Annotated in this window: 17 protein-coding genes and 1 tRNA gene; 14 read left to right on the forward strand and 4 right to left on the reverse strand. The window is 31.8% G+C overall.

Annotated features, from left to right (window positions below):
• Positions 1 to 56: 56 nt before the first annotated feature.
• The 5 genes from AABJ49_RS02490 (at position 57) to AABJ49_RS02510 (ending at position 6,866) form a co-directional block, all read left to right on the forward strand.
• Positions 57 to 569: a YceI family protein gene (locus tag AABJ49_RS02490; RefSeq protein WP_338375838.1), complete on the forward strand. Its 513-nt coding sequence runs from the start codon at positions 57 to 59 to the stop codon at positions 567 to 569.
• A 3-nt stretch (positions 570 to 572) separates the two neighbouring features.
• Positions 573 to 1,172, forward strand: coding sequence for a TetR/AcrR family transcriptional regulator (locus tag AABJ49_RS02495; RefSeq protein WP_338375839.1), 600 nt, complete (start codon positions 573 to 575; stop codon positions 1,170 to 1,172).
• Between the two features lie 3 nt (positions 1,173 to 1,175).
• Positions 1,176 to 2,516 (forward strand): TolC family protein, encoded by a 1,341-nt coding sequence (locus AABJ49_RS02500; protein WP_338375841.1) that lies wholly within the window; start codon positions 1,176 to 1,178, stop codon positions 2,514 to 2,516.
• Between the two features lie 5 nt (positions 2,517 to 2,521).
• A complete protein-coding gene (locus AABJ49_RS02505) occupies positions 2,522 to 3,589 on the forward strand; it encodes an efflux RND transporter periplasmic adaptor subunit (protein WP_338375843.1) in 1,068 nt (355 codons plus the stop codon).
• 100 nt (positions 3,590 to 3,689) lie between these two features.
• A complete protein-coding gene (locus tag AABJ49_RS02510) occupies positions 3,690 to 6,866 on the forward strand; it encodes an efflux RND transporter permease subunit (protein ID WP_338375845.1) in 3,177 nt (1,058 codons plus the stop codon).
• Positions 6,867 to 6,922: 56 nt separating this feature from the next.
• Here the strand turns inward: AABJ49_RS02510 and AABJ49_RS02515 are convergent, their stop codons facing one another.
• Both AABJ49_RS02515 and AABJ49_RS02520 read right to left on the reverse strand, forming a co-directional pair.
• The gene (locus AABJ49_RS02515; protein ID WP_338375847.1) at positions 6,923 to 7,267 is read right to left on the reverse strand and encodes a membrane-binding protein; all 345 of its coding nucleotides are present in this window, start codon (positions 7,265 to 7,267) and stop codon (positions 6,923 to 6,925) included.
• Positions 7,268 to 7,421: 154 nt separating this feature from the next.
• Positions 7,422 to 8,417, reverse strand: a complete 996-nt coding sequence (locus tag AABJ49_RS02520) for a TlpA disulfide reductase family protein (RefSeq protein WP_338375849.1) — start codon at positions 8,415 to 8,417, stop codon at positions 7,422 to 7,424.
• 169 nt (positions 8,418 to 8,586) lie between these two features.
• On the opposite strand from AABJ49_RS02520, the gene aspS reads away from it, so the two are divergent.
• The 6 genes from aspS to AABJ49_RS02550 all read left to right on the forward strand — a co-directional run bounded on the left by aspS (position 8,587) and on the right by AABJ49_RS02550 (position 17,479).
• Positions 8,587 to 10,338, forward strand: a complete 1,752-nt coding sequence (gene aspS / locus AABJ49_RS02525; protein ID WP_338375851.1) for an aspartate--tRNA ligase — start codon at positions 8,587 to 8,589, stop codon at positions 10,336 to 10,338.
• Entirely contained in the window at positions 10,339 to 10,572 is a 234-nt protein-coding gene (locus tag AABJ49_RS02530) for a hypothetical protein (RefSeq protein WP_338375853.1), read from the forward strand.
• A 77-nt stretch (positions 10,573 to 10,649) separates the two neighbouring features.
• Positions 10,650 to 10,850, forward strand: coding sequence for a cold shock domain-containing protein (locus AABJ49_RS02535; RefSeq protein ID WP_026717616.1), 201 nt, complete (start codon positions 10,650 to 10,652; stop codon positions 10,848 to 10,850).
• A 119-nt stretch (positions 10,851 to 10,969) separates the two neighbouring features.
• On the forward strand, positions 10,970 to 12,235 hold the full coding sequence (locus AABJ49_RS02540) for a Y-family DNA polymerase (RefSeq protein WP_338375857.1): 1,266 nt from the start codon (positions 10,970 to 10,972) through the stop codon (positions 12,233 to 12,235).
• Between the two features lie 60 nt (positions 12,236 to 12,295).
• Positions 12,296 to 12,724, forward strand: coding sequence for a translesion error-prone DNA polymerase V autoproteolytic subunit (umuD, locus tag AABJ49_RS02545; RefSeq protein WP_338375859.1), 429 nt, complete (start codon positions 12,296 to 12,298; stop codon positions 12,722 to 12,724).
• A 117-nt stretch (positions 12,725 to 12,841) separates the two neighbouring features.
• Positions 12,842 to 17,479, forward strand: a complete 4,638-nt coding sequence (locus tag AABJ49_RS02550; RefSeq protein ID WP_338375861.1) for a reprolysin-like metallopeptidase — start codon at positions 12,842 to 12,844, stop codon at positions 17,477 to 17,479.
• 58 nt (positions 17,480 to 17,537) lie between these two features.
• Here the strand turns inward: AABJ49_RS02550 and AABJ49_RS02555 are convergent.
• Positions 17,538 to 17,617, reverse strand: a tRNA-Leu gene (locus tag AABJ49_RS02555).
• Between the two features lie 149 nt (positions 17,618 to 17,766).
• Here AABJ49_RS02555 and AABJ49_RS02560 point away from each other — a divergent pair.
• The 3 genes from AABJ49_RS02560 to pth all read left to right on the forward strand — a co-directional run bounded on the left by AABJ49_RS02560 (position 17,767) and on the right by pth (position 20,063).
• Complete coding sequence (locus tag AABJ49_RS02560) at positions 17,767 to 18,708, forward strand: ribose-phosphate pyrophosphokinase (RefSeq protein ID WP_338375863.1); 942 nt, start codon at positions 17,767 to 17,769, stop codon at positions 18,706 to 18,708.
• A gap of 27 nt (positions 18,709 to 18,735) precedes the next feature.
• Complete coding sequence (locus AABJ49_RS02565; RefSeq protein WP_338375865.1) at positions 18,736 to 19,341, forward strand: 50S ribosomal protein L25/general stress protein Ctc; 606 nt, start codon at positions 18,736 to 18,738, stop codon at positions 19,339 to 19,341.
• A 155-nt stretch (positions 19,342 to 19,496) separates the two neighbouring features.
• On the forward strand, positions 19,497 to 20,063 hold the full coding sequence (gene pth, locus AABJ49_RS02570; RefSeq protein ID WP_338375867.1) for an aminoacyl-tRNA hydrolase: 567 nt from the start codon (positions 19,497 to 19,499) through the stop codon (positions 20,061 to 20,063).
• Between the two features lie 54 nt (positions 20,064 to 20,117).
• On the opposite strand, the gene AABJ49_RS02575 is transcribed toward pth, so the two are convergent.
• Positions 20,118 to 22,784, reverse strand: a complete 2,667-nt coding sequence (locus AABJ49_RS02575) for a reprolysin-like metallopeptidase (RefSeq protein ID WP_338375869.1) — start codon at positions 22,782 to 22,784, stop codon at positions 20,118 to 20,120.
• Between the last annotated feature and the right edge of the window lie 105 nt (positions 22,785 to 22,889).

Here is a 22,889-nt window from a genome sequence, read left to right on the forward strand (position 1 = left end):
ACTTTTTTTGTATTCAAAGTTTCCGTTGTAGATTTGCGCCATAAAATTTCAATACCATGAATGCTTTAAGTTTGCAATTAAATCATACCGAATCGGATTTTCTTATTAAAGTGAGAAAAAAAATCACTTCTTATCTTAAGAATAGAGTAAAAAAATCTAGTGGTTATGTTATTGTAAAAAATAATACTATTGAAAATGTTTCATTAGAATTTGAACTTGAAATTTCTAAAGAAAATGAAATTAAAAAGAATGGTATTATTATAAACAACATTGCTATTTCCAACGAAAACATAATAAGTTTTAAATCGCTTTCTTTTCAAAAAATCAATCCAAATATTAATTTCATTAAAGGACATCTAACTATCAATAACATCACAAAGGTTATTGAGCTTGAAGCTTACACTAAAATAATAAAAGAGAAGAATGAAAAATCTAAAGTCGTTTTTGAATTAATTGGTGAAATAAACAAAAGTGATTTTAGCTTAGGGTTAAATGAAAAAGTAAGAATCAACGGGAAAGCCATTGGAAAACAAATAAATATTGAAGGAAATTTTGAATTCTATAATTAATAAATGATGAAAGACCAAATTTTAAATAAAGCAACAGAAATGTTCCTTAAACTTGGTTTTAAGAGTGTAACAATGGACGATATTGCTTCGGAAATGGGTATTTCAAAAAAAACGATTTACAAGTATTTCAGCAATAAAGATGTTTTAATTGTAAAAAGTGTTGAATTGGTTCACAAAGAAATTCGTGAAACGATAGACAAAATTATATCTGAAAATTTTAACGCAATTGAGGAAAACTTTGAAATTAAAAGAATGTTTAGAGAAATGTTTCGTTCAGCAGAATCTTCGCCTATTTATCAACTAAAAAAACACTATCCAAAAGTTTATGAAAAAGCATTGAGCACTCAAATTGATGTTTGCGAAACTTGTTTTAAACAAAACATTATTAAAGGTATTAACGAAGGTTTGTACAGAGAAAATTTGGACGTAGACAATTATGTGAAATTTTATTACAGTCTAATTTTTAATATAAATGAAAATACAATGTTAGAAAAAGATGTCCATGAATTAGAAGTAAAAGCTTTAGAATATCACACTAGAGCTATGGCAACATTAACTGGAATCATTGAATTAGAAAAACACCTTAAAAATCCAATTATATAAACAATGAAGAAAACAATTCTTATAACATTATTAACTTTTACACTGTCGATAAGTGCGCAAGAAGTAGCTCCACTAACATTAAAAGATGCCATCACTTTTGCGCTTGAAAACAAAGCAGAAGCTAAGAAAGCTAAATTAGAAGTAGAAAATAGCGAGTATAAAATTCAAGAAGTTCGTTCGAGAGCTTTACCTCAAATTTCGGCTAATGGAAGCATGACATACAATCCTATTCTTCAATTAAATGCTTTACCTGGCGATTTTTTTGGAGCACCAGGAACTACAATTTTAGCTCCACTTGGACAAGAATGGAACTCGATAGCAGGAGTTTCTTTAAATCAAGCTTTGTTTGACCAATCGGTTTTTACAGGTTTAAAAGCGGCTAAATCTACCAGAGAATTTTACCAAATAAACGCTCAATTAACTGAAGAACAAGTTATCGAACGTGTTGCAAATGCGTATTATCAAGTATATGTGCAACAACAAAAACTTATTGTGGTTGATAATAACTTGAAAAACACAAACAAAGTAAAAGACATCATCAAAGGTCAATTTGATAATGGTTTGGCTAAAAAAATTGATTACGATAGAATTACGGTTCGTGTGAACAATATCAATTCACTTCGTCAGCAAATTTTAAATGCGATTTCGCTTCAAGAGAATGCATTGAAATTTTATATGGGAATGCCAATGGAAAACAAAATTATCATTCCTAATACTGCTTTTGAAGTTACACCACAAGACTTATCATCAACAGCTGATGTTACTGGAAGAACCGAATATTTGTTACTTAAAAAACAAGAACAATTATTAACGTACCAAAAAAAGGCAGCTCAAGCGGCTTATTATCCAACACTTTCATTAAGCGGAAGTTATAACTATATTGGTCAAGGTCCAGAAATGCCATTATTTGCAAAACCAGCTGATGGCGTTTATTGGTCAGACTTTGCTTCTATAGGTTTGAGTTTAAGAGTTCCATTATTTACAGGATTTGGAACAAGAGCAAAAGTAAGACAAGCAAACAACGCATTAAGTTCGATAAAAGTAGATCTTGATGACACAAAATTAGCGTTGGATTTAGCATTTGATAATGCAAAAAAACAACTTGAAAACAGTTTGATAACCATCAACAATCAAAAAGAGAACGCGCAACTTGCTCAAGAAGTTTTTGATAATACCAATAACAATTACACACAAGGATTAGCTGCATTAACCGATTTATTAGACGCTGAAAACGCATTGGTTGAAGCACAAAACAATTATACCAGTGCTATTTTAGAATACAAATTAGCAGAAATTCAATTCATAAAATCAAAAGGCGAACTTAAAACACTAACCAATAAATAATTAAAATGAAAAAGACAATTATAACTATAGTAATCATTTTAGCCTCATTAGGTGTAATCGGATTTATATTAACTAAAAACAAAGCAGAAAACGAAGCTAAAACAGCAATCGTAGCTGAAAAAAACGCATCGGTTTCTGTAAAAGTTGATACGGTAAAAACAGAAGAAGTTTCATTAGATTTCGTATCAAACGGAAATTTTGAACCAATTCAAGAGTTAAAATTTTCTGCTGAAAAATCTGGAAAAGTAACTCAAGTTTTAGTTAAAGAAGGTGACTATGTAAAAGCTGGACAAACACTTGCTATTGTAAGAAGCGATGTTATTAACGTAAATGCACAAAACGCAAATGCGGTATATCAAAACGCTGTTGCAGATTACACAAGATTTGAAAATGCTTTTAAAACAGGTGGTGTAACGAAACAACAATTAGACCAAGCAAGATTAGCAATGGTAAATGCAAAAGCAAATTTAACGCAAGCTAACATCAATGTAGGTGATACTAGAATTAAAGCTCCAATTAGTGGTTTTATCAATAAAAAATTCATTGAACCAGGATCTATTTTATCTGGAATGCCTCCTACAGAATTGTTCGAAATTGTAAACGTATCTAAATTAAAATTAAAAGTTACGGTTAACGAAAGTCAAGTAGCAAGCTTAAAAGTAGGAAGCGTAATTAAAGTAGGTTCAAATGTGTATCCAGATAAAGAATTTACTGGAAAAATTACTTTCATTGCTCCAAAAGCAGATGCAAGTTTAAACTTTCCAGTTGAAATTGAAATCACAAACAACACTTCAAACGACTTAAAAGCGGGTATGTATGGAACAGCAAAATTTGCTTCGAACCAACAAAAACAAACTTTGAAAATTGTACCAAGAAATGCATTTGTTGGAAGTGTTAGCAGCAACGAAATTTTTGTAATTGAAAACGGAACTGCGAAACTTAAAAAAGTAACAGCAGGTAGAATTTTAGGTGACAAAGTAGAAATCTTAGACGGATTATCTAACGGAGAAATTGTAATTGTAACTGGACAAATCAACTTACAAGACGGAAACGCTGTTGAAGTTATTAAGTAGCAATAAGCTGTAAGCTAAAAGCAATAAGCTTATTGTAATACTAAAATATTGAATACAACAGCTTATAGCATATAGCTTAAAGCATAAAACAAATAAATATATGAAATTAGCAGAAATATCGATAAAACGTCCATCGTTAGTAATTGTATTGTTTACAATTCTAACACTTGGTGGACTGTTCAGTTATAGCAATTTAGGCTACGAATTGATTCCTAAATTTGAAACTAACGTAATCACAATTGCTACAATTTATCCTGGTGCATCGCCAAGTGAAATTGAAAATACGGTAACCAAGAAAATTGAAGATGCCGTAGCTTCATTAGAAAACATCAAAAAAATTGATGCAAAATCGTACGAAAGTTTATCAACCGTATCCATCACATTAACTTCAAATGCAGATGTAAACATTTCGATGAACGATGCGCAACGTAAAATTAACGCCATCATTAGTGATTTACCAGATGATGCCGAAACACCTTCGTTAACCAAATTTTCATTGAGTGATTTACCAATTATGACTATTGGTGCCAACGGAAAAATGGACGAAGTTGCTTTTTACGACTTAATTGACAAAAAATTAGCTCCAATTTTATCTCGTGTTCAAGGTGTTGCACAAGTAAACATTATTGGTGGACAAGAGAGAGAAATTCAAGTAAATCTTGATGCTGTAAAAATGCAAGGTTACGGACTTTCGATTCCGCAAGTGCAACAAAATATTTTATCATCAAATTTGGATTTCCCTACAGGAAACATTCAAACGCGTGAGCAAAAAATATTAATTCGTTTAGCTGGAAAATATAAAAATGTTGAAGAATTAAGAAACTTAATCGTATCCTCTAAAAACGGAATTCAAGTTCGCTTAGGTGATATTGCCGATGTTCAAGACACGCAAAAAATTGCTGAAAAAGTTGCTCGCGTAGATCAAAAAAGCGCTATTCTTTTGCAAATTGTAAAACAATCCGATGCAAATGCTGTTGCGGTAAGTGAAGAATTGGTAAAAACCATCAACAAATTAGAAAACGATTATAAATCGAAAGGTTTACAATTAGAAATTGCAAAAGACAGTACTATTTTCACACTAGAAGCAGCAGATGCGGTGGTTCACGATTTACTTATTGCCGTTATATTAGTAGCTTTAGTAATGTTGTTTTTCTTACACAGTGTTAGAAACTCGTTAATTGTAATGGTTTCGATTCCTGCTTCGTTAATTGCAACTTTCATTGGAATCTACTTAATGGGATATACCTTAAACTTAATGAGTTTATTAGGATTATCTTTAGTTGTTGGTATCTTGGTGGATGACGCGATTGTGGTATTGGAAAACATTTACCGCCACATGGAAATGGGTAAAAACAAAGTTCGTGCTGCTTATGATGGAACTGCCGAAATTGGAGGAACCGTTGTATCGATTACCTTAGTAATTGTGGTAGTATTTTTACCAATTGCAATGAGTACAGGCTTAGTTTCAAACATTATTACGCAATTCTGTGTAACGGTTATTATTTCGACTTTATTGTCGTTAGTGGCTTCGTTTACTATTATTCCTTGGTTATCATCAAGATATGGAAAATTAGAACACATTACGGGTAAAACCTTTTTTGGAAGAATTATCCTTGGATTTGAAAGCTATTTAACTCGTTTTACTGACTGGGTTTCAGGATTGTTAACTTGGTGTTTAGACCATTATATTAAAACTATCGCGGTTGTTTTAGTATTGTTCTTTGGTTCAACCATCGGATTAATGGGTGGTGGATTTATTGGAGGAGAATTCTTCGCAGCATCTGATAGTGGTGAGTTTTTAGTTCAAATTGAAATGCCAAAAGACGCTTCGTTAGAACAAACCAACTTTATGACACAAAAAGCAGAAGCTTTCTTGAAAAAAGAAGAATATGTTCACAGTCAAATTACAACTATTGGTCAAACTAGTGAAGGACTTGGAGCATCTCAAGCAACTGCTTATAAATCGGAGATTAACGTAAAAATGGTTGGTTTAGACAAACGTGATGAACCAGCAAACGTTTATGCAGCGAAAACAAAACGTAAATTAGAGAAAATCTTAGTTGGAGCAAAAGTTAAAACGGTTCCAGTAGGTATTTTAGGAACTGCTGAAGATGCAACTTTAGGTTTAATCGTTACAGGTCCGAATGTAGAAACAGCTATGGCATTTGCAAAAGCTGCTGAAAAAGAATTACGCACGATTCCTGGAGCTACAGAAATTGAATTATCTGTAGAAGACGGAAATCCAGAAGTAAACGTTCAGGTTGACAGAGATAAAATGGCTGCTTTAGGATTGAGTTTACAAACTGTAGGTATGACCATGCAAACTGCATTTAGTGGAAATACTGATGGTAAATTTAGAGCCGGTGAATACGAATACGACATCAACATTAAATATAATGCATTCGACAGAAATAGTATTGCCGATGTAAGTAACTTAATCTTCATCAATGATAGAGGCGAACAAATTAAATTAATCCAATTTGCAACCGTTTCTGAAAGTTCTGGTCCAAGTGAATTAGAAAGAAGAGACAAATCAGCATCGGTAACTGTAAAAGGTCAAAATGTGGGAGTTGCTTCGGGAACTATTGTATCACAATGGCAAGAGAAAATTGATAAATTAGAAAAACCAACCGGTGTAGATTACATTTGGGGTGGTGATATGGAAAACCAATCGGAAGGTTTTGGAACACTTGGAATTGCATTATTAGCGGCTATTATCTTGGTTTACCTTGTAATGGTTTCGTTATACGACAGTTTTGTGCATCCATTTGTAGTATTGTTTGCGATTCCGCTTTCGTTTATTGGAGCAATGTTAGCTTTAGCTTTAACAAATAATACGTTGAATATTTTCACCATATTAGGTATCATCATGCTAATTGGTCTGGTGTGTAAAAATGCAATTATGTTGGTTGATTATACTAATCAAAGACGTAAAGCTGGAGAAAGTATCAGAACTGCACTAATTCAAGCGAATCACGCAAGGTTACGTCCAATTTTAATGACTACGATTGCAATGGTATTTGGTATGTTCCCAATTGCATTAGCTTCTGGTGCTGGAGCAGAATGGAAAAACGGTTTGGCTTGGGTAATTATTGGTGGATTAATTTCATCTTTATTCTTAACTTTAATTGTGGTTCCTGTAATCTATGAAATCATGGAAAAAATAATCGCTAAATTCTCTAAAGGAGAAAAAACAGATTATGAAGCAGAAATGGTTGCCGATTATGTTCACACAGAATTAAGTGAAGACGGTTTTAACCCGAAACATACTTTATAAAAACAAAAAAGTCCCGATTAAAAAAATTGGGACTTTTTTTATAGTTTAAAATAGAATTAATTTTTTACTAAAACTTCTTTAGACCATTTGCGAACATCAGCAACTCTATTGTCAGAATAATCAACTTCATTTAAAGTATCTTCAGTCCAAAAGAACCATTTTCCAACTTTAACTCCATTATTATATTCTCCAATAGCTACTTTATTTCCATTTTCATTGTAAGAAACCCATTTACCCTGCAATTTACCATTTAAATAGTTTCCTTCTTGCTTAACTTGACCGTTATCATGAAAATATGTTGCTTTAACTTCGTTTCCTACTACTTCAAATTTTGGCTCAATTTCTTGCGCATAAAATACACTAGAAATCAATAATGCTACCATAATTACTACTTTTTTCATCTTCTTTCTAATTAATAGGTTAATATTATAAATCAAATATACAAAATTAATTTACAATAAAAAAACATTTAGTTAACAATTTGATAACATTGGAAATGTGAGTATAAAAAAACCAACAGAGATCTGCTGGTTTTTTTTACATATTTTGGAAAAACTATTTTACTAATTCGCTTAAAACTCTATCTAAATCAGCCGAAGAAGGTCTATCAGCATTTGCATTCACAACATTTCCATCAGGTCCAATTAAGATAAATCTTGGAATTCCATTGATACCATAATCTTTTACAAATTGAGAATTCCAATCATTATCAGCAAACAACTGAATACCACCTAACTCTTTATCATCAACCATGGCTCTCCATTTGTCTTTGTCTTTAAGCTTGTCAATTGAAATACTTACAAACTCGATGTTTTTTCCATGATATTTTTCTTCTATCTTTTTTAAGAATGGAATTTCTGCTCTACAAGGTGCACACCAAGTTGCCCAAACATCAACATAAACATATTTACCTTTTAAATCTTCCAATTTAGTAACACCACCTTTATGGTTTTCATAAGCAAAAGATGGAGAAGGGTTTCCATTAAGTTTCTTTATTTGCAAATTTTCAGCATACATTCTTTGAATTCCAGAAAATTGCTGAGTCATCATTTTCTTAACAGTTGCTTTAAAAGTTTCATCAAGTTTGCCTTTTTCTAAAGATTCAAAATCCGCTTTCTTTTTAGCTTCAAGCATTTTGTTAAATTCTTCACTTTCTTTGTCAAAAGCGGTTAACTCAAATTGCTCATCTTTTAAAGCTTTTTGAACCATAAAATTATTTTCTTCTGCTCCTTGTCCTTTATAAACAATTGTTTCGTCAAACTCCTTAGTGTTCATAGTCATCGATAAGTTATCACCATTTTTTAAATACATTAAAGATGATTCAACTCCATCTGTGAATTGATGAATTCCATCTGCTGTTTCAAAAGCAGCTTCAAAAACACCTTTGCTATTTACGGGAATTACTTGCTTAAATCTATTAGGACCATAAATAGTTAAGGTATCACTATTTCTATTTTCAATTTTTGCTGAAAACTTTACAGCACTCTTTTTCTCGGTTTGTGCAAACGATACAAAAACCGAAAGCAACAATAAATACGTTAATTTTCTCATGTTGATTTAATAATTTACGTAAAGTTAAATTTTTTATTTTAAAAAAAATCAAAAAAAAGTTAAAACACAGCTTTTTAAAATGTTTTAATACTTCAAAAATTGAATTTTATATTACTTTTGCAAACGAGACTAATAGGTCTCATTTATAAGAAATAAAAATAAATTTTCAATGTATAGAAGTCACAATTGTGGAGAGTTAAATTCTTCACACATCAATAAAGAAGTTACACTTGCTGGTTGGGTGCAAAAATCTAGAGATAAAGGGTTTATGATATGGGTTGATTTAAGAGACCGCTATGGAATTACTCAATTAATCTTTGATGAACAAAGAACTGATAAATCGGTTATTGAAAAAGCAAAATCATTAGGGAGAGAATTTGTGATTCAAATAAAAGGAACTGTTATTGAACGTGTTTCTAAAAATCCTAATATGTCTACTGGTGACATTGAAATTTTAGTGACTGAATTAACCATTCTAAACGAAGCTCAATTACCTCCTTTTACTATTGAAGATGAAACCGATGGTGGTGAAGATATTCGTATGAAGTATCGTTACCTTGACATTAGAAGAAATCCTGTAAAAAACAATTTATTATTTCGTCATAAAGTATCTATGGAAGTTAGAAAATATCTTTCTGACCAAGGTTTTTGTGATGTAGAAACTCCTTACTTAATCAAGTCAACTCCAGAAGGTGCACGTGATTTTGTGGTGCCAAGTAGAATGAATGAAGGGCAATTTTATGCTTTACCACAATCCCCTCAAACCTTCAAGCAATTGCTGATGGTTGGTGGAATGGACAAGTATTTTCAGATTGTAAAATGTTTCCGTGATGAAGATTTGCGTGCAGACAGACAACCTGAATTTACACAAATTGACTGTGAAATGGCATTTGTAGAACAAGAAGACATCTTAAATATGTTCGAAGGTTTAACACGTCATTTACTTAAAGAAATTAAAGGTGTTGAAGTAGAAAAATTCCCAAGAATCACCTACGATTATGCTATGAAAACCTACGGGAATGACAAACCAGATATTCGTTTTGAAATGAAATTTGGAGAGTTAAATGAAGTAGCAAAACATAAAGACTTCGGAGTTTTTAATTCAGCCGAATTAGTAGTTGGAATTGCTGCTCCAGGCTGTGCAAGTTACACAAGAAAAGAAATTGATGCTTTAATTGATTGGGTTAAACGTCCACAAATTGGTGCATCAGGAATGGTTTACGTTAAATGTGAAGCTGACGGAACTTTCAAATCATCAGTAGATAAATTCTATGACCAAGAAGATTTGAAAAAATGGGCAGAAGCAACAAATGCAAAAGCTGGAGATTTAATTTTAATCCTTTCTGGACCTGCAGACAAAACGCGTTCTCAATTATCAGCCCTTCGTATGGAAGTGGCTACAAGATTAGGTTTGCGTAAATCAGACGAGTTCGCTCCTCTTTGGGTTGTAGATTTTCCTTTATTAGAATGGGACGAAGAAAGCGCTCGTTATCACGCTATGCACCATCCATTTACTTCTCCAAAACCAGAAGATATTAAGTTAATTGATACAGAACCAGGAAAGGTAAGAGCAAACGCTTACGATATGGTTTTAAACGGTAACGAAATTGGAGGGGGTTCTATTCGTATTCACGACAGAGAATTGCAATCAAGAATGTTTAATTTATTAGGATTTAGCACAGAAGAAGCTGAAGCACAATTCGGGTTTTTAATGAACGCTTTCGAATATGGAGCACCGCCTCACGGAGGATTAGCTTTCGGATTAGACAGATTAGTTTCTATTTTAGGAGGACAAGAAACGATTCGTGATTTTATTGCCTTCCCAAAAAACAATTCAGGAAGAGATGTAATGATTGATGCTCCTGCAAAAATTAATGATACACAATTGAAAGAATTATCTATAAAATTAGATTTAAAATAAATGAAATACATTGTCAGAATATTGCTCGTAATTGTAATGGGATTTATCTCTTTTGGTTACTTCCATAAAAACAACGGCAACACAGAAGGTGACAAATGGGTTGGAATTGGTGTTTTAATTCTTGCTTTTATTTTGATGCCCGTGTTCATTTATCACAGATATAGAAATAAAAAATTGAAGGATTATGAGTTGAATTTCAACTTCAAAGATGAGGAAGATACTGAAAATCAATAAATTTATTTAAAAAATTCTTTTTTATTTCAATTAAAAAATTATCTTTGGGCATTATTAATAATATTTTACATTACAACATGAGAACAGGAAAAGTTAAGTTCTTCAATGAATCAAAAGGTTACGGTTTTATCACAGATGATGAAACAGGAAAAGACATTTTCGTACACGCAAGTGGAATGAGAGTTGAATCATTAACTGAAGGCGAAAGCGTTAGTTACGAAGAAGAAGAAGGAAGAAAAGGTAAAGTAGCTGCACAAGTTGTAGTTATCGAAGACTAATATATATTATTTTTTGATTACCCAAGTACAGAAAGCCTTGCAATTGCAAGGCTTTTTTTTATGCATAATTTTAACGCTCGTTTTATAAATTTGGATAGGATATGTTTTAAATTTGTAAAATGTATGCTTTAGTCGATTGTAATAATTTTTATGCTTCTTGCGAACGTGTTTTTCAACCGCAATACGTTGGCAAACCTGTTGTGATTCTTTCAAATAACGACGGTTGCATCATTTCTAGAAGTTATGAAGCAAAAGATTTAGGTATTCCAATGGGTGCTCCTGAGTTCAAAATTAGAAATGAATTAAAAGAAAAAAACGTCAAAGTATTTTCTTCTAATTATGCTTTGTATGGTGATTTAAGCAATCGAGTTATGAAAATTTTAGAAGGCTTTACACCAAATGTAGAAATCTATAGCATCGATGAATCTTTCTTAAATTTTGATGGAATGAACATCGATGATTATCACAATTACGGACTTCAAATAAAAACTAGAATCAATAAATGGTTGAGTATTCCAGTTTGCATTGGCTTTGCTTCTACTAAAGCTTTATCTAAAGTTGCTAATAAAATAGCCAAAAAATACCAAGAGCGTACACAAGGAATTTATGTAATTGATACTGATGAGAAGAGAATCAAAGCGCTGAAATGGACTAAAATTGAAGATGTTTGGGGAATTGGTTTTCGCCTAACCAAAAAAATGCAAGCCAAAAACATCTTAACAGCTTACGATTTAACTTTATCTCACAACGAAACTTTCATCAAAAAAGAAATGGGTGTTGTGGGTTTACGTTTAAAATACGAATTAGAAGGAAAATCAGTTTTGCCATTAGAAGAAGCTCCTTCTGCAAAAAAAAGTATTGCTATTACCCGAAGTTTTGAAGGAACAATTTCAACGTTTGACGAAATGAAAGAACGTGTTTCAACTTTTGCAACCATTTGTGCCGAAAAATTACGCAAACAAAACTCGTGCTGTCATAGTATTATTCTCTATTTACGAATTGATAAACATAAAGTGGAACGAAGTCGCTATAATTTTTACAAATTAGAAACAATTCCTTTTGCCAGTAATTCTAACATCACAATAAGTAATGTCGCTGTAAAATTATTAAAAGAACTTTTTCAAGAAGGTGAAATTTATAAAAAAGCCGGAATTATAGTCTCTGATATCATTCCCGAAAATCAAAAGCAATTTCATTTGTTTGAAGAAGAAAACCCGAAACATCAAGCCTTAATGAAGGTAATGGATAATTTTCATAAAAAAATTGGCGAACGCAAAATTCGATTAGGAAATCAAGATTTACAAAAAACATGGAAAATGAGGCAAAAGCACTTGTCTCCAAAATACACAACAGATTTTAAGGATATTTTAGAAGTCAAATGCTAGTATTAAGACAAAAGTATTGAGTATTAAGACGAAAAAATCCGTGTTCCAAAAACAAAACCAATGAACCAAAAAATACAATTCTTTCTTCCCGATTTAGAAAATCAGATAGAGCTACCCTACATTTCAAGTGGAATTAAAGCTGGTTTTCCTTCACCTGCAGCCGATTTTGATGAAAGTAAAATTAGTCTAGACAATGTTTTAGTCAAAAATAAAGAAGCTACTTTTTACGCAAAAGCAAGTGGAAATTCAATGACTGGAGCAGGAATAGATGATGGAGATATTTTAGTAATTGATAGAAGTTTAGAACCTCAAAACAACAAAATTGCTATTTGCTTTATTGATGGTGAATTCACCGTAAAAAGAATAAAAATAGAAGGTGATAATGTTTTCCTAATGCCTGAAAATAAAAATTACAAACCCATACAAATTGCCGAAGAAAACGAGTTAATTATCTGGGGAATTGTTACCTATGTAATAAAGAAAATGTAAGAAAAATGTTTTTTTATTGATAAAAACATATGTTTTTGTCTCAAAAATTAACAAATAATTGGGTTTTAATACATTTAAAAGTTATTTTTGAGTAACCTCACATTAAAAGACCATAAAATGTTGAAAAAAAAACTACTATTATTAATACTTTTTTTTAGTTTTTCATTATTTGCCCAAACAAATAATTGGCAAATAAAAAACGAAAGAGAACTTACAACTTTATCAAAGGTAAGAAGAGCTAATACTCCTAAAAACTATAAAATTTTGAGCTTAAATCTCGAAAATTTTAAAAACCAACTTTTAAATGCTCCAGTAAGAGGAAGCTTTTTAGGAAGATCAACACACGAAATTCTTTTACCAAACGCTGACGGAAAAATAGAACGTTATCATGTAATGGAAACTCCAATTATGGAGCAAGAATTGGCTGATAAATTTCCAATGATAAAATCTTATGCTGCCCAAGGTGTTGATGATCCAACAGCAATAGCACGTTTTTCGGTAACGCAATTTGGTTTACATAGTATGACATTTTCATCAGGGAAAAGTACGGTTTTTATTGATCCTTATACAGAAAATGCACAAAACTATATCGTTTATAAAAGATCAGATTTAGAAAGAGGAAGTCCAGATTTTGAATGTTTAACTGAAGAAGATGTTCATTTACCTTCATTAGAAACTGATAGAAATGCTCATCCAATCAATACTTTAAATACAGACGATAGTACTTTAAGAACTTATAGATTAGCCCAATCTTGTACAGCTGAATATGGAAATATTTTTGCTGGAACAGGAACAACTGCACAACAAAAAGCAAACATCCAAGCACAAATGGCAATTACAATGACACGTGTAAATGGTGTTTATGAAATAGACTTAGGTATAACAATGGTTTTTGTTGCTAATAATGATTTGATAATATATTTAGGAAGCACTACAAGTGATCCATGGTCAAATGAATGGAATACAAAGACAGCGCAAACAATTGATAGTGTTATTGGTGTAAACAATTATGATATTGGTCATAATTTTAACACAACAGGTGGAGGAAATGCAGGTTGTTTGGCTTGTGTTTGTAAATCTACTTCACAAAATAATACACACAAAGGCAGAGGATACACTGGAAGATCAAACCCAACAGGTGATGCTTTTGATATTGATTATGTAGCTCACGAAATGGGACATCAATTTGGAGGTTATCATACACAAAGTAATAGTAATTGTCGTTCAGGAAGTGGAGCAACCGAAGTTGAACCAGGAAGTGGATCAACAATTATGGCTTACGCTGGAATTTGTGCTGCAAATGTACAAAACAATAGTGATGCTTATTTTGGATATGTAAATATTAGAGATATATCTGATTATGTAAAAACTACTGCTGGTAGTTGTTCTGTTAATGTGCCTTTTTCAAACCAACCTCCAATAGTAAGTGCAGGATCAGATTATACTATTCCCAAAAGTACAGCTTTTATACTAACAGCAACAGGTTCTGACCCTGATGGAGATCCTTTAACGTACACTTGGGAACAAAATGACCCTGAAAACCCTAATTCGAACGCTGCTCCTACTTCTACAAGAACTTCAGGACCAATGTTTCGTTCTTTAACAGGAACAACATCACCTTCAAGATATATGCCTGATTTAGCAACTGTTTTAACTGGAGCTACATCAAATACTTGGGAAGTAGTCCCTTCAGTTGCTAGAAACATGTCTTTTTCGGTTCTAGTAAGAGATAATGTTGCAGGAGCTGGTCAAACTTCATCCGATTTAATGGATGTTACAGTATCTGGAACAGCTGGACCGTTTTTAGTAAATTCCCCAAATACAAATGTATCATGGCAAAGAGGGAGCAATCAAACAATTACTTGGGATGTTGCAGGAACCACTTCAAACGGAGTTGATTGTGAATTTGTAGATATTTATCTGTCTTCAAATGGTGGAGCTTCTTTCCCTACTCTATTAGCTAGTAAAGTTCCGAATGATGGTTCCGAAGTTGTAACAATGCCAAGTGCAACAGGTACTAATAGAAGAATTATGGTTAAAGGAAATAGTCATATTTTCTATGATGTTTCTAATACAAATTTTACGGTTACAACATCATCAAGCACATTTTCTCTTTCTTATGATGGAACCATTGATGGTCAAAACAAAGTTGTTTGCCAAGGAGATGATGCTTCTTATGATATTAAATATGAAACAATAGGTGGCTTTTCAGCCAATACAACTTTTAGTGTTTCAGGAAATCCAGCTGGAACAATAGTTGTATTTTCTCCATCTACAGTAAGTTCAGATGAAATAATTACAATGACTTTATCAAATACAAGTTCAGTAAGTCCTGGTATTTATTCAATGACCGTTTCTGGTACTTCAGGAGCAACTACTAAAACCGTAAATCTTTATTTACAAATTAGAAATTCTGCTTTTTCTCAAATGACTTTAGTCAGTCCAGCTGATGGAGCTTTTGCACTACCAACAGCTTTTGATTTACAATGGAATGCAGATGCAGCTGCTACAAATTATTATGTTGAAGTTGCTACAGATATTGATTTTAATTCTATTTTCTTAACAACAAATACAACTTCTACAAGTTACCAATTAACTGGACTGTCGGAAAACACAAATTATTTTTGGAGAGTCCTTGCTAAAAATGAAGGTTGTCAAGGAGTAATTAGTCCTATATCAAGATTTACAACTGGGCAAAATTCTTGTTCTAATGTAAACTCTACAAATGTTCCTTTGACAATTTCTGCAAGTGGAACACCAACAGTAAATTCAACTTTAACAATTCCTGCCATAAATAATGTTACCATTTCTGATATAAGTGTAACTTTAAACATTACACATACTTGGATTAGTGATCTAACAGTAACTTTAATAAGTCCATCTGGCACTCAAGTTCAATTATTTTCTGGTCAATGTACAAGTAATGATAATGCAATTGCTACTTTTTCTACTAATGGTTCTGTATTAAGTTGTGGAACAAATCCTGCAATTACTGGAAATTTAGCTCCAACAGGTTCTTTTAATTCTTTAATTGGAACAGACTCACAAGGGACATGGACATTACGTGTTTTTGATAGTGTAAACCAAGATGGTGGAACAATAAATAGTTGGAGTTTAAACATTTGTTCAACACCGAATACTCCTTTAACCTGTGGGCAAATTACAACAACGTGGAATGGAACTTCGTGGTCAAATGGTTATCCTGTAAGTAATGTTGCTGCAACTATTAATGGCAATTTCACTTCAACACGAGATTTAGAAGCTTGTTCATTAAATATAATTGGAAACTCAAATGTAATTCTTTCATCTGGTTATAATTTTATTATTGAAAATGAAGTTAATATAGAGAACACTGCAAACCTAACACTACAAAATAATTCAAATCTAATTCAAATTGAAAATGCTTCAAATATTGGAAATGCAACTGTTTTTAGAGAAACAAATCCTTTGAAACGATTAGATTATGTGCTTTGGTCAAATCCTTTAGCAAGTTCTCAGACATTAAAAAACTTTTCACCTGAAACGTTAAACAATAGATTTTACTATTATAACACACAAGCTAATGCTTACAATGTAATTGCTAATCCAGTGTCAACAACATTTCAACCCGCTAATGGATATTTAATTAGAATGCCTAATAATCATCCTACTACTCCGACAATTTGGACAGGGCAATTTACAAGTGGTGTGCCAAATAACGGAAATTTTGATGTCAATTTAGCCTATTTTGGGTCTGGATTCAACTATAATTTAATTGGAAACCCTTATCCATCAACAATTAATGCTGAAACATTTTTAATAAATAATAGCTCAGATATTGAGGGTGTAATTTATTTATTTAGAGAAGAAAATAATGCTGCCGGAAGTGGATATGCAACATACACATTAGGAGGAGCAACTACAACTACTGCTACCAGTCCAATTCCAAATGGAACTATACAAGTAGGACAAGGGTTTATTGTTGGAGCTAAAAATGTAACAACTCCAAAAGTTACTTTTAGCAATGATTTGAGAGTAGACAATAATAACAATCAGTTTTTTAGAATGAATTTTGGAAAGTCAGTTTTTCAAACATTAACGTTAGAAAAAAATAGAATTTGGCTAAATTTAACCAATGATAATGGATTTTTCAGTCAAATGATGATAGGTTATATTTCAAATGCAACTTTAGGTTTTGATAATTTAATTGATGGAAAATCGATAAATGATAGCCCAACATTTTTAAGTTCTTTGATTAATAATGAAGAATATACAATTCAAGGAAGACCATTACCTTTTGATGTTCAAGATATTGTTCCACTAAAGTTCAAAACACAAACTGCAGGTAATTTTACTATTTCCATTAATAATTTTGATGGATTGTTTGAAGGAAATCAAGAAATATATTTAAAAGATAATTTATTGAATATAACACATAATATTAAAAATAGTCCGTATACATTTACAAGTGTAATTGGAGAGTTTGATTCTAGATTTGAAATCGTTTATCAAAATTCTATTTTAGATGCGGTAAATCTTGACACTAATAATCAAGTTTTAGTTTCAACTGAGAACAATAATATTAATGTTCGTTCGACTAATCAATTCATACAAGAAATAACAGTTTTTGATATTTTAGGCAGAAATTTAAGTTCAAATTCAAAAATTGAAAATAATGATTTTGTAATTTCTCATATCCTTCCAACCAAACAAACTTTAATAGTAAAAATTCTGTTAGCAAACGGAATTACAGAAGTTAGAAAAATTCAGTTTTAATAAAACAATACTGAAAATATAAAGAAAAAAGCCTCAAGAATTAACTTGAGGCTTTTTGTACCTTGGGTGGGAATCGAACCCACACTCCGAAGAACACGAGTTTGAGTCGTGCGCGTCTACCAATTCCGCCACCAAGGCTGCTGTAAATTAGGATTGCAAATGTAATAATTTTTTTAATTAAAAAAGAAAAATACTTCAAAATATCCTTTCAGAGTTAAAATTTATTTCTAAATTTGCACCTCGCTAATGCGACACACAACTAACTAACTACTAAACAACAAATTAACATGCCACATCAAGAACCAGAAGCAAAAGTATTTGCCTGTTCTCAGAGCGTGTACTTAGCGGAAAAAATTGCCGAGAATTACGGCACAACGCTAGGAAAAGTAACGTTCTCTAAATATAGTGATGGTGAATTCCAACCTTCTTTTGAGGAATCAATAAGAGGATTGAGGGTTTTTCTTGTTTGTTCTACTTTTCCAAGTTCAGACAATTTAATGGAATTATTACTAATGATTGATGCAGCTAAAAGAGCTTCAGCACGACATATTACTGCAGTAATACCATATTTTGGTTGGGCAAGACAAGATAGAAAAGATAAGCCAAGAGTACCAATTGGAGCAAAGTTAGTAGCAAAATTGTTAGAAACTGCGGGAGCAACTCGTATTATGACGATGGATTTGCATGCTGATCAAATTCAAGGTTTTTTTGAGAAACCAGTAGATCATTTGTTTGCTTCTACAATCTTTTTACCTTACTTGAAAAGTTTGAATCTAGAAAACCTTACAATTGCATCTCCTGATATGGGTGGTTCAAAAAGAGCATATGCTTATTCTAAATTTTTAGAATCGGATGTGGTTATTTGTTATAAGCAGAGAAAAGTTGCCAATGTAATAGACACAATGGAACTTATTGGTGATGTTCAAGGAAAAAATGTTGTACTTGTAGATGATATGATTGATACAGGTGGAACTTTAGCCAAAGCTGCAGATTTAATGATAGAAAAAGGAGCAATTAGCGTAAGAGCAATTTGTACACATGCAATTCTTTCAGGAGATGCATATGAAAAAATAGAAAATTCTAAATTATTAGAATTAATAGTTACCGATTCTATTCCTTTGAAAAAAGAATCTAAGAAAATAAGAGTAGTAAGTTGTGCACCTCTTTTTGCAGAAGTAATGCATATGGTACAAAACAACAATTCCATCAGTGGAAAATTTTTAATGTAAAATATTAATTAATTATATATATTTAAAATGAAGTCAATTACAATTAAAGGACAAGAAAGAGAAAACGTAGGTAAAAAGGCAACTAAAGCCGTACGTGATGCTGGAATGGTTCCGTGTGTTATATACGGTGGAGACCAACCAGTGCATTTTGCAGCAGACGAAAGAGCATTCAAAGGATTGGTTTACACTCCAAATGCACATACTGTTGTTGTTGAATTAGAAAGTGGTAAAAAAATTGATGCTATCTTACAAGATATCCAATTTCACCCAGTTACTGACAAAATTTTACACATCGATTTCTTCCAATTACAAGATGATAGAGAAGTTATCATGGAAGTTCCTGTAAAAGTAACAGGAAAATCTCCAGGTGTTATGGCTGGTGGGGTTTTACGTTTAGCTCAAAGAAGATTAAAAGTAAAAGCTTTACCAAAAAATTTACCTGATTTTATTGAAGCAGACATTACTCCATTAGAAATGGGTAACAAACTTTATATTACAAAATTACCAACTGCTGATTTTAAATTCATGCACCCTGACAACACTGTTGTTTGTCAAGTAAGAATTTCTCGTGCTGCTATGAAAGCTGCTCAAGAAGCTGCAAAAGCAGAAAAAACAGCTGGAAAGAAAAAATAATTTTTTTCAAAATTATAGCAAAAAGCATCAGTTTATTCTGGTGCTTTTTTTTTGAATTGCTTTTTCTATCTATAAAATTTAAAAAATAGTATTTTTACAAAATGAAATGGATATTCAATATTTTCAAACAAAAACAAATAGAAACAATTGACCCAATGAAAAAATTTTTAATTGTTGGACTAGGAAACATAGGTTCAGAATATGTAAATACCAGACACAACATAGGTTTCAAAATATTAAATCATTATGCCAAAAAAGAAAATATAGATTTTCAAACTGCAAAACTTGGAGAAATAGCACAACATAAAATAAAAGGAAGAACTCTTTTTCTGCTAAAACCAAATACTTACATGAATCTTAGCGGAAAAGCTATTAAGTATTGGTTAGAAAAAGAAAACATCCCTAAAGAGAATTTATTAGTCATTACAGATGATTTAAACCTTTCCTTTGGAACTATAAGAATAAAAGGAAAAGGAACAGATGGTGGACACAATGGCCTAAAAAACACTCAACTTCTATTAAATTCTTCAGAATATCCAAGATTTAGATTCGGAATAAGTGATGAATTTAAAAAAGGACAACAAGTTAATTATGTGTTAGGAGAATGGTCTGAAGAAGAAAAAGCAAAACTTGAAGAACGATTAAATATTTCTGCAGAAATAATAAATTCCTTTGCTTTAGCTGGTTTAAATGAAACCATGAATCAATATAACGGAAAATAAAAAAGGGATGCTAATTAGCATCCCTTTTTTGTGTTTTAAATAAATTACTGAAATTTATTCAACAACAATTTTCTTAACTTCTTTTCTATTTCCATCTTGAACTGTTACAAGATAAATTCCTGAAGCTGTATTGTTTAATTGTAATTCTTGACTGAACAATCCGTTGTTTTGGAAAGATTTAGTATAAACTTGTCTTCCTCTTAAATCATGAACCATAATATTTACATCGTTACTAGTTTCAGATGAAAACTGAACTGTAAAATTACCGTTATTTGGATTTGGATATAAAGAAAAATCGGTCAAACCAAATGTTTCTGTTTCTAAAACAGGAACCAATGCAGAACGACATAAATTAAACGTAACGCTACTTAATACAGCTGATGTATTATTATTATCATTAACATTATCAGCAATATAAATTCTCCAAGCACCTGCAGAATTGTTTCCAACATAAGAAGAAAATGCAGTTGAAGAATAAGGAATTGTTGCTGCCATATTAGTAGTATTAGTACAATTTAAGGCAAATCCTTGAGAATCAAAAATTAAATCCATGTTTGCAGAACCATTACAATTATTCAATACTAATGCAGTATTTAAAGTTGTTTGGAAAGGAGCCAATATAGCTATCACTAAATCTCCTATATTAGGATGAGTTGCTTGTATACGAACATTTGCATCTGTTAATGTAAAGCTGTCATTTATTTGTAAAGGTCCTACCGTATACACATTAGTAGCATCATAATTAATAGCTTGGTTTAATTGAAAAGTATAATCTGTACAAACATTTTGTGTTTGATAAACATAATTTCCTACTGCAAATGACTTAGTATTTATATCATAGTAAATGTTTCCTGTAGGTTTTACCATTACTCTACAATTAGGGAAATTTATACTTGGAGCAGTAATAACTTCACTTCCATCATTAGGTGTGTTTGAAGCAAGTGTAATATTAAAAGTTTGTCCTCCATCGGTTGACAATAATATATCTACATTAGTAGAACCAACTAATGAAGTAGTATTATTTACAGTCCAAGTAATCGTTTGAGAAGATCCTTGAGCCCAAACTAGTTGATCTGTATTTTGAGATGTAACGTCAAAAGGTCCAGCCGTTCCCGAAACATTTACAATCATTTCATCTGAACCTGTTTGTCCTCCACCAATAACATTATCTCTTCCAGTTAAAGTAAAGTTTAATGTTCTAGCAACAGAAGAAACTGATTCATAATCTGCAGTTAAAGTATTAGCTAAAACACTACTTAATTTAGGCATGTATCTAACAGGAACCGTTTCAGGTACTCTTGATCTCCAGTTAGGACTTGTTGTGTTAGTTGGAGAAACTCCCGTAAATGCAGCTGTTGCTGTATTATTTTGTTCCCACGAATAGGTTAAAGGATCGTTGTTAGGATCTGTTCCAGTTCCTGTTAATATAAATGGTGTACTTCTTGGTATTGTCCAATCAGGACCAGCATTTATTATTGGTGCACCATGAGTAATTGCAGTGTTAACAGGACAAGTCTTAAAAAGAAGGTTGTTCTGAATTTGAAGTATACTTCTATAAGTAAAGTAATCGTCAGAATGCGATTGTACATTATAACTTGTAATACCAGCATAACCCATAATTGACGAACCAGAACCTGGCTCAACATTTACACCTGATCCTTCTAACGCATGAGAAAAAGTATGATTTGCTCCAAATTGATGACCCATTTCATGAGCTACATAATCAATATCAAATGTGTCTCCCATTGGAACACCATCAGAAGGAGATGTTTTAGCACTTCCTTTTTGTCCGTTTACACAAACACATCCAATACATCCAGCACTTCCACCACCACCAGTAGAACCGAACATGTGTCCAATGTCATAATTTGCTTCACCAATATTCGTAGTTAAGGTTGACTGCAATTGTGCATTCCAATTGTTTATTCCTGTGTATGGATCTGTATTTGGATCTGTATAAATTACTGTAGTTGTATTTGCAATTATATTCATACGAACAGCTAAATCTTTTTCAAAAACACCGTTTACTCTAGTAATTGTAGCATTTATGGCAGCTAATGCTCCAGCAACAGTTCCTCCGTGATAAATTGTATACTCTCCATTACAAGACATAGCTAATCTAAATGTTTTTAAAACATTATTGTTTGCCTTCAAAAGCTCTGGATTAATATTTTCTACAATAGCGTGGTCTTCTGTAGAACAAGTAAATGGTAATTTTCCTTTCGTTCTTGAAGAATTATATACTGCATAAACCGAACCGTCTGCAGAGTATGGCTCCATAAATTCATTTTGTTTTCCAGCTCTGAAAACCATAGTTTGAATTCCTTTTGGATCAACACTAAAACGTATTTGTGCAAATTTATCATCAATACCAACTCCAACATAAGATCTAATTTCTGGATATTGAGCTTGTAAATCTGCTTCAAAATTAGATGCTTCATAAACCTCAAATTTTTCCATTACACCATTAATATTTGGCAAAGAAATAATTGTATTCGATTTACTTTTTGAAAATCTATCTGGTGAAGCTACAAGTGCTTGTTTTATAGATGATACGTCAATTTTGAATAATTTAAATTCTTCGGGAAAGGATAATCTTTCCACATTTTTATTTGTTCGGATTACTTCATCTTTAGAAACTTCTTTCCACATCTTCCCATTTTGGGCAAACATTGAAAAAGAAATTAACCAAAACAAAGTGAAAAGTGAAAATTTTTTCATAATAATTTCAGATAATAGTTAGTCTACAAATTTAATGATTTATAATCAAAACCATTGTTAAATTTATTTTTTTTATTTTATAATATTAGGAATATAAGCCCTATT

Origin of the sequence: uncultured Flavobacterium sp., assembly GCF_963922255.1 — a bacterium.
Taxonomy (GTDB): Bacteria; Bacteroidota; Bacteroidia; order Flavobacteriales; family Flavobacteriaceae; genus Flavobacterium.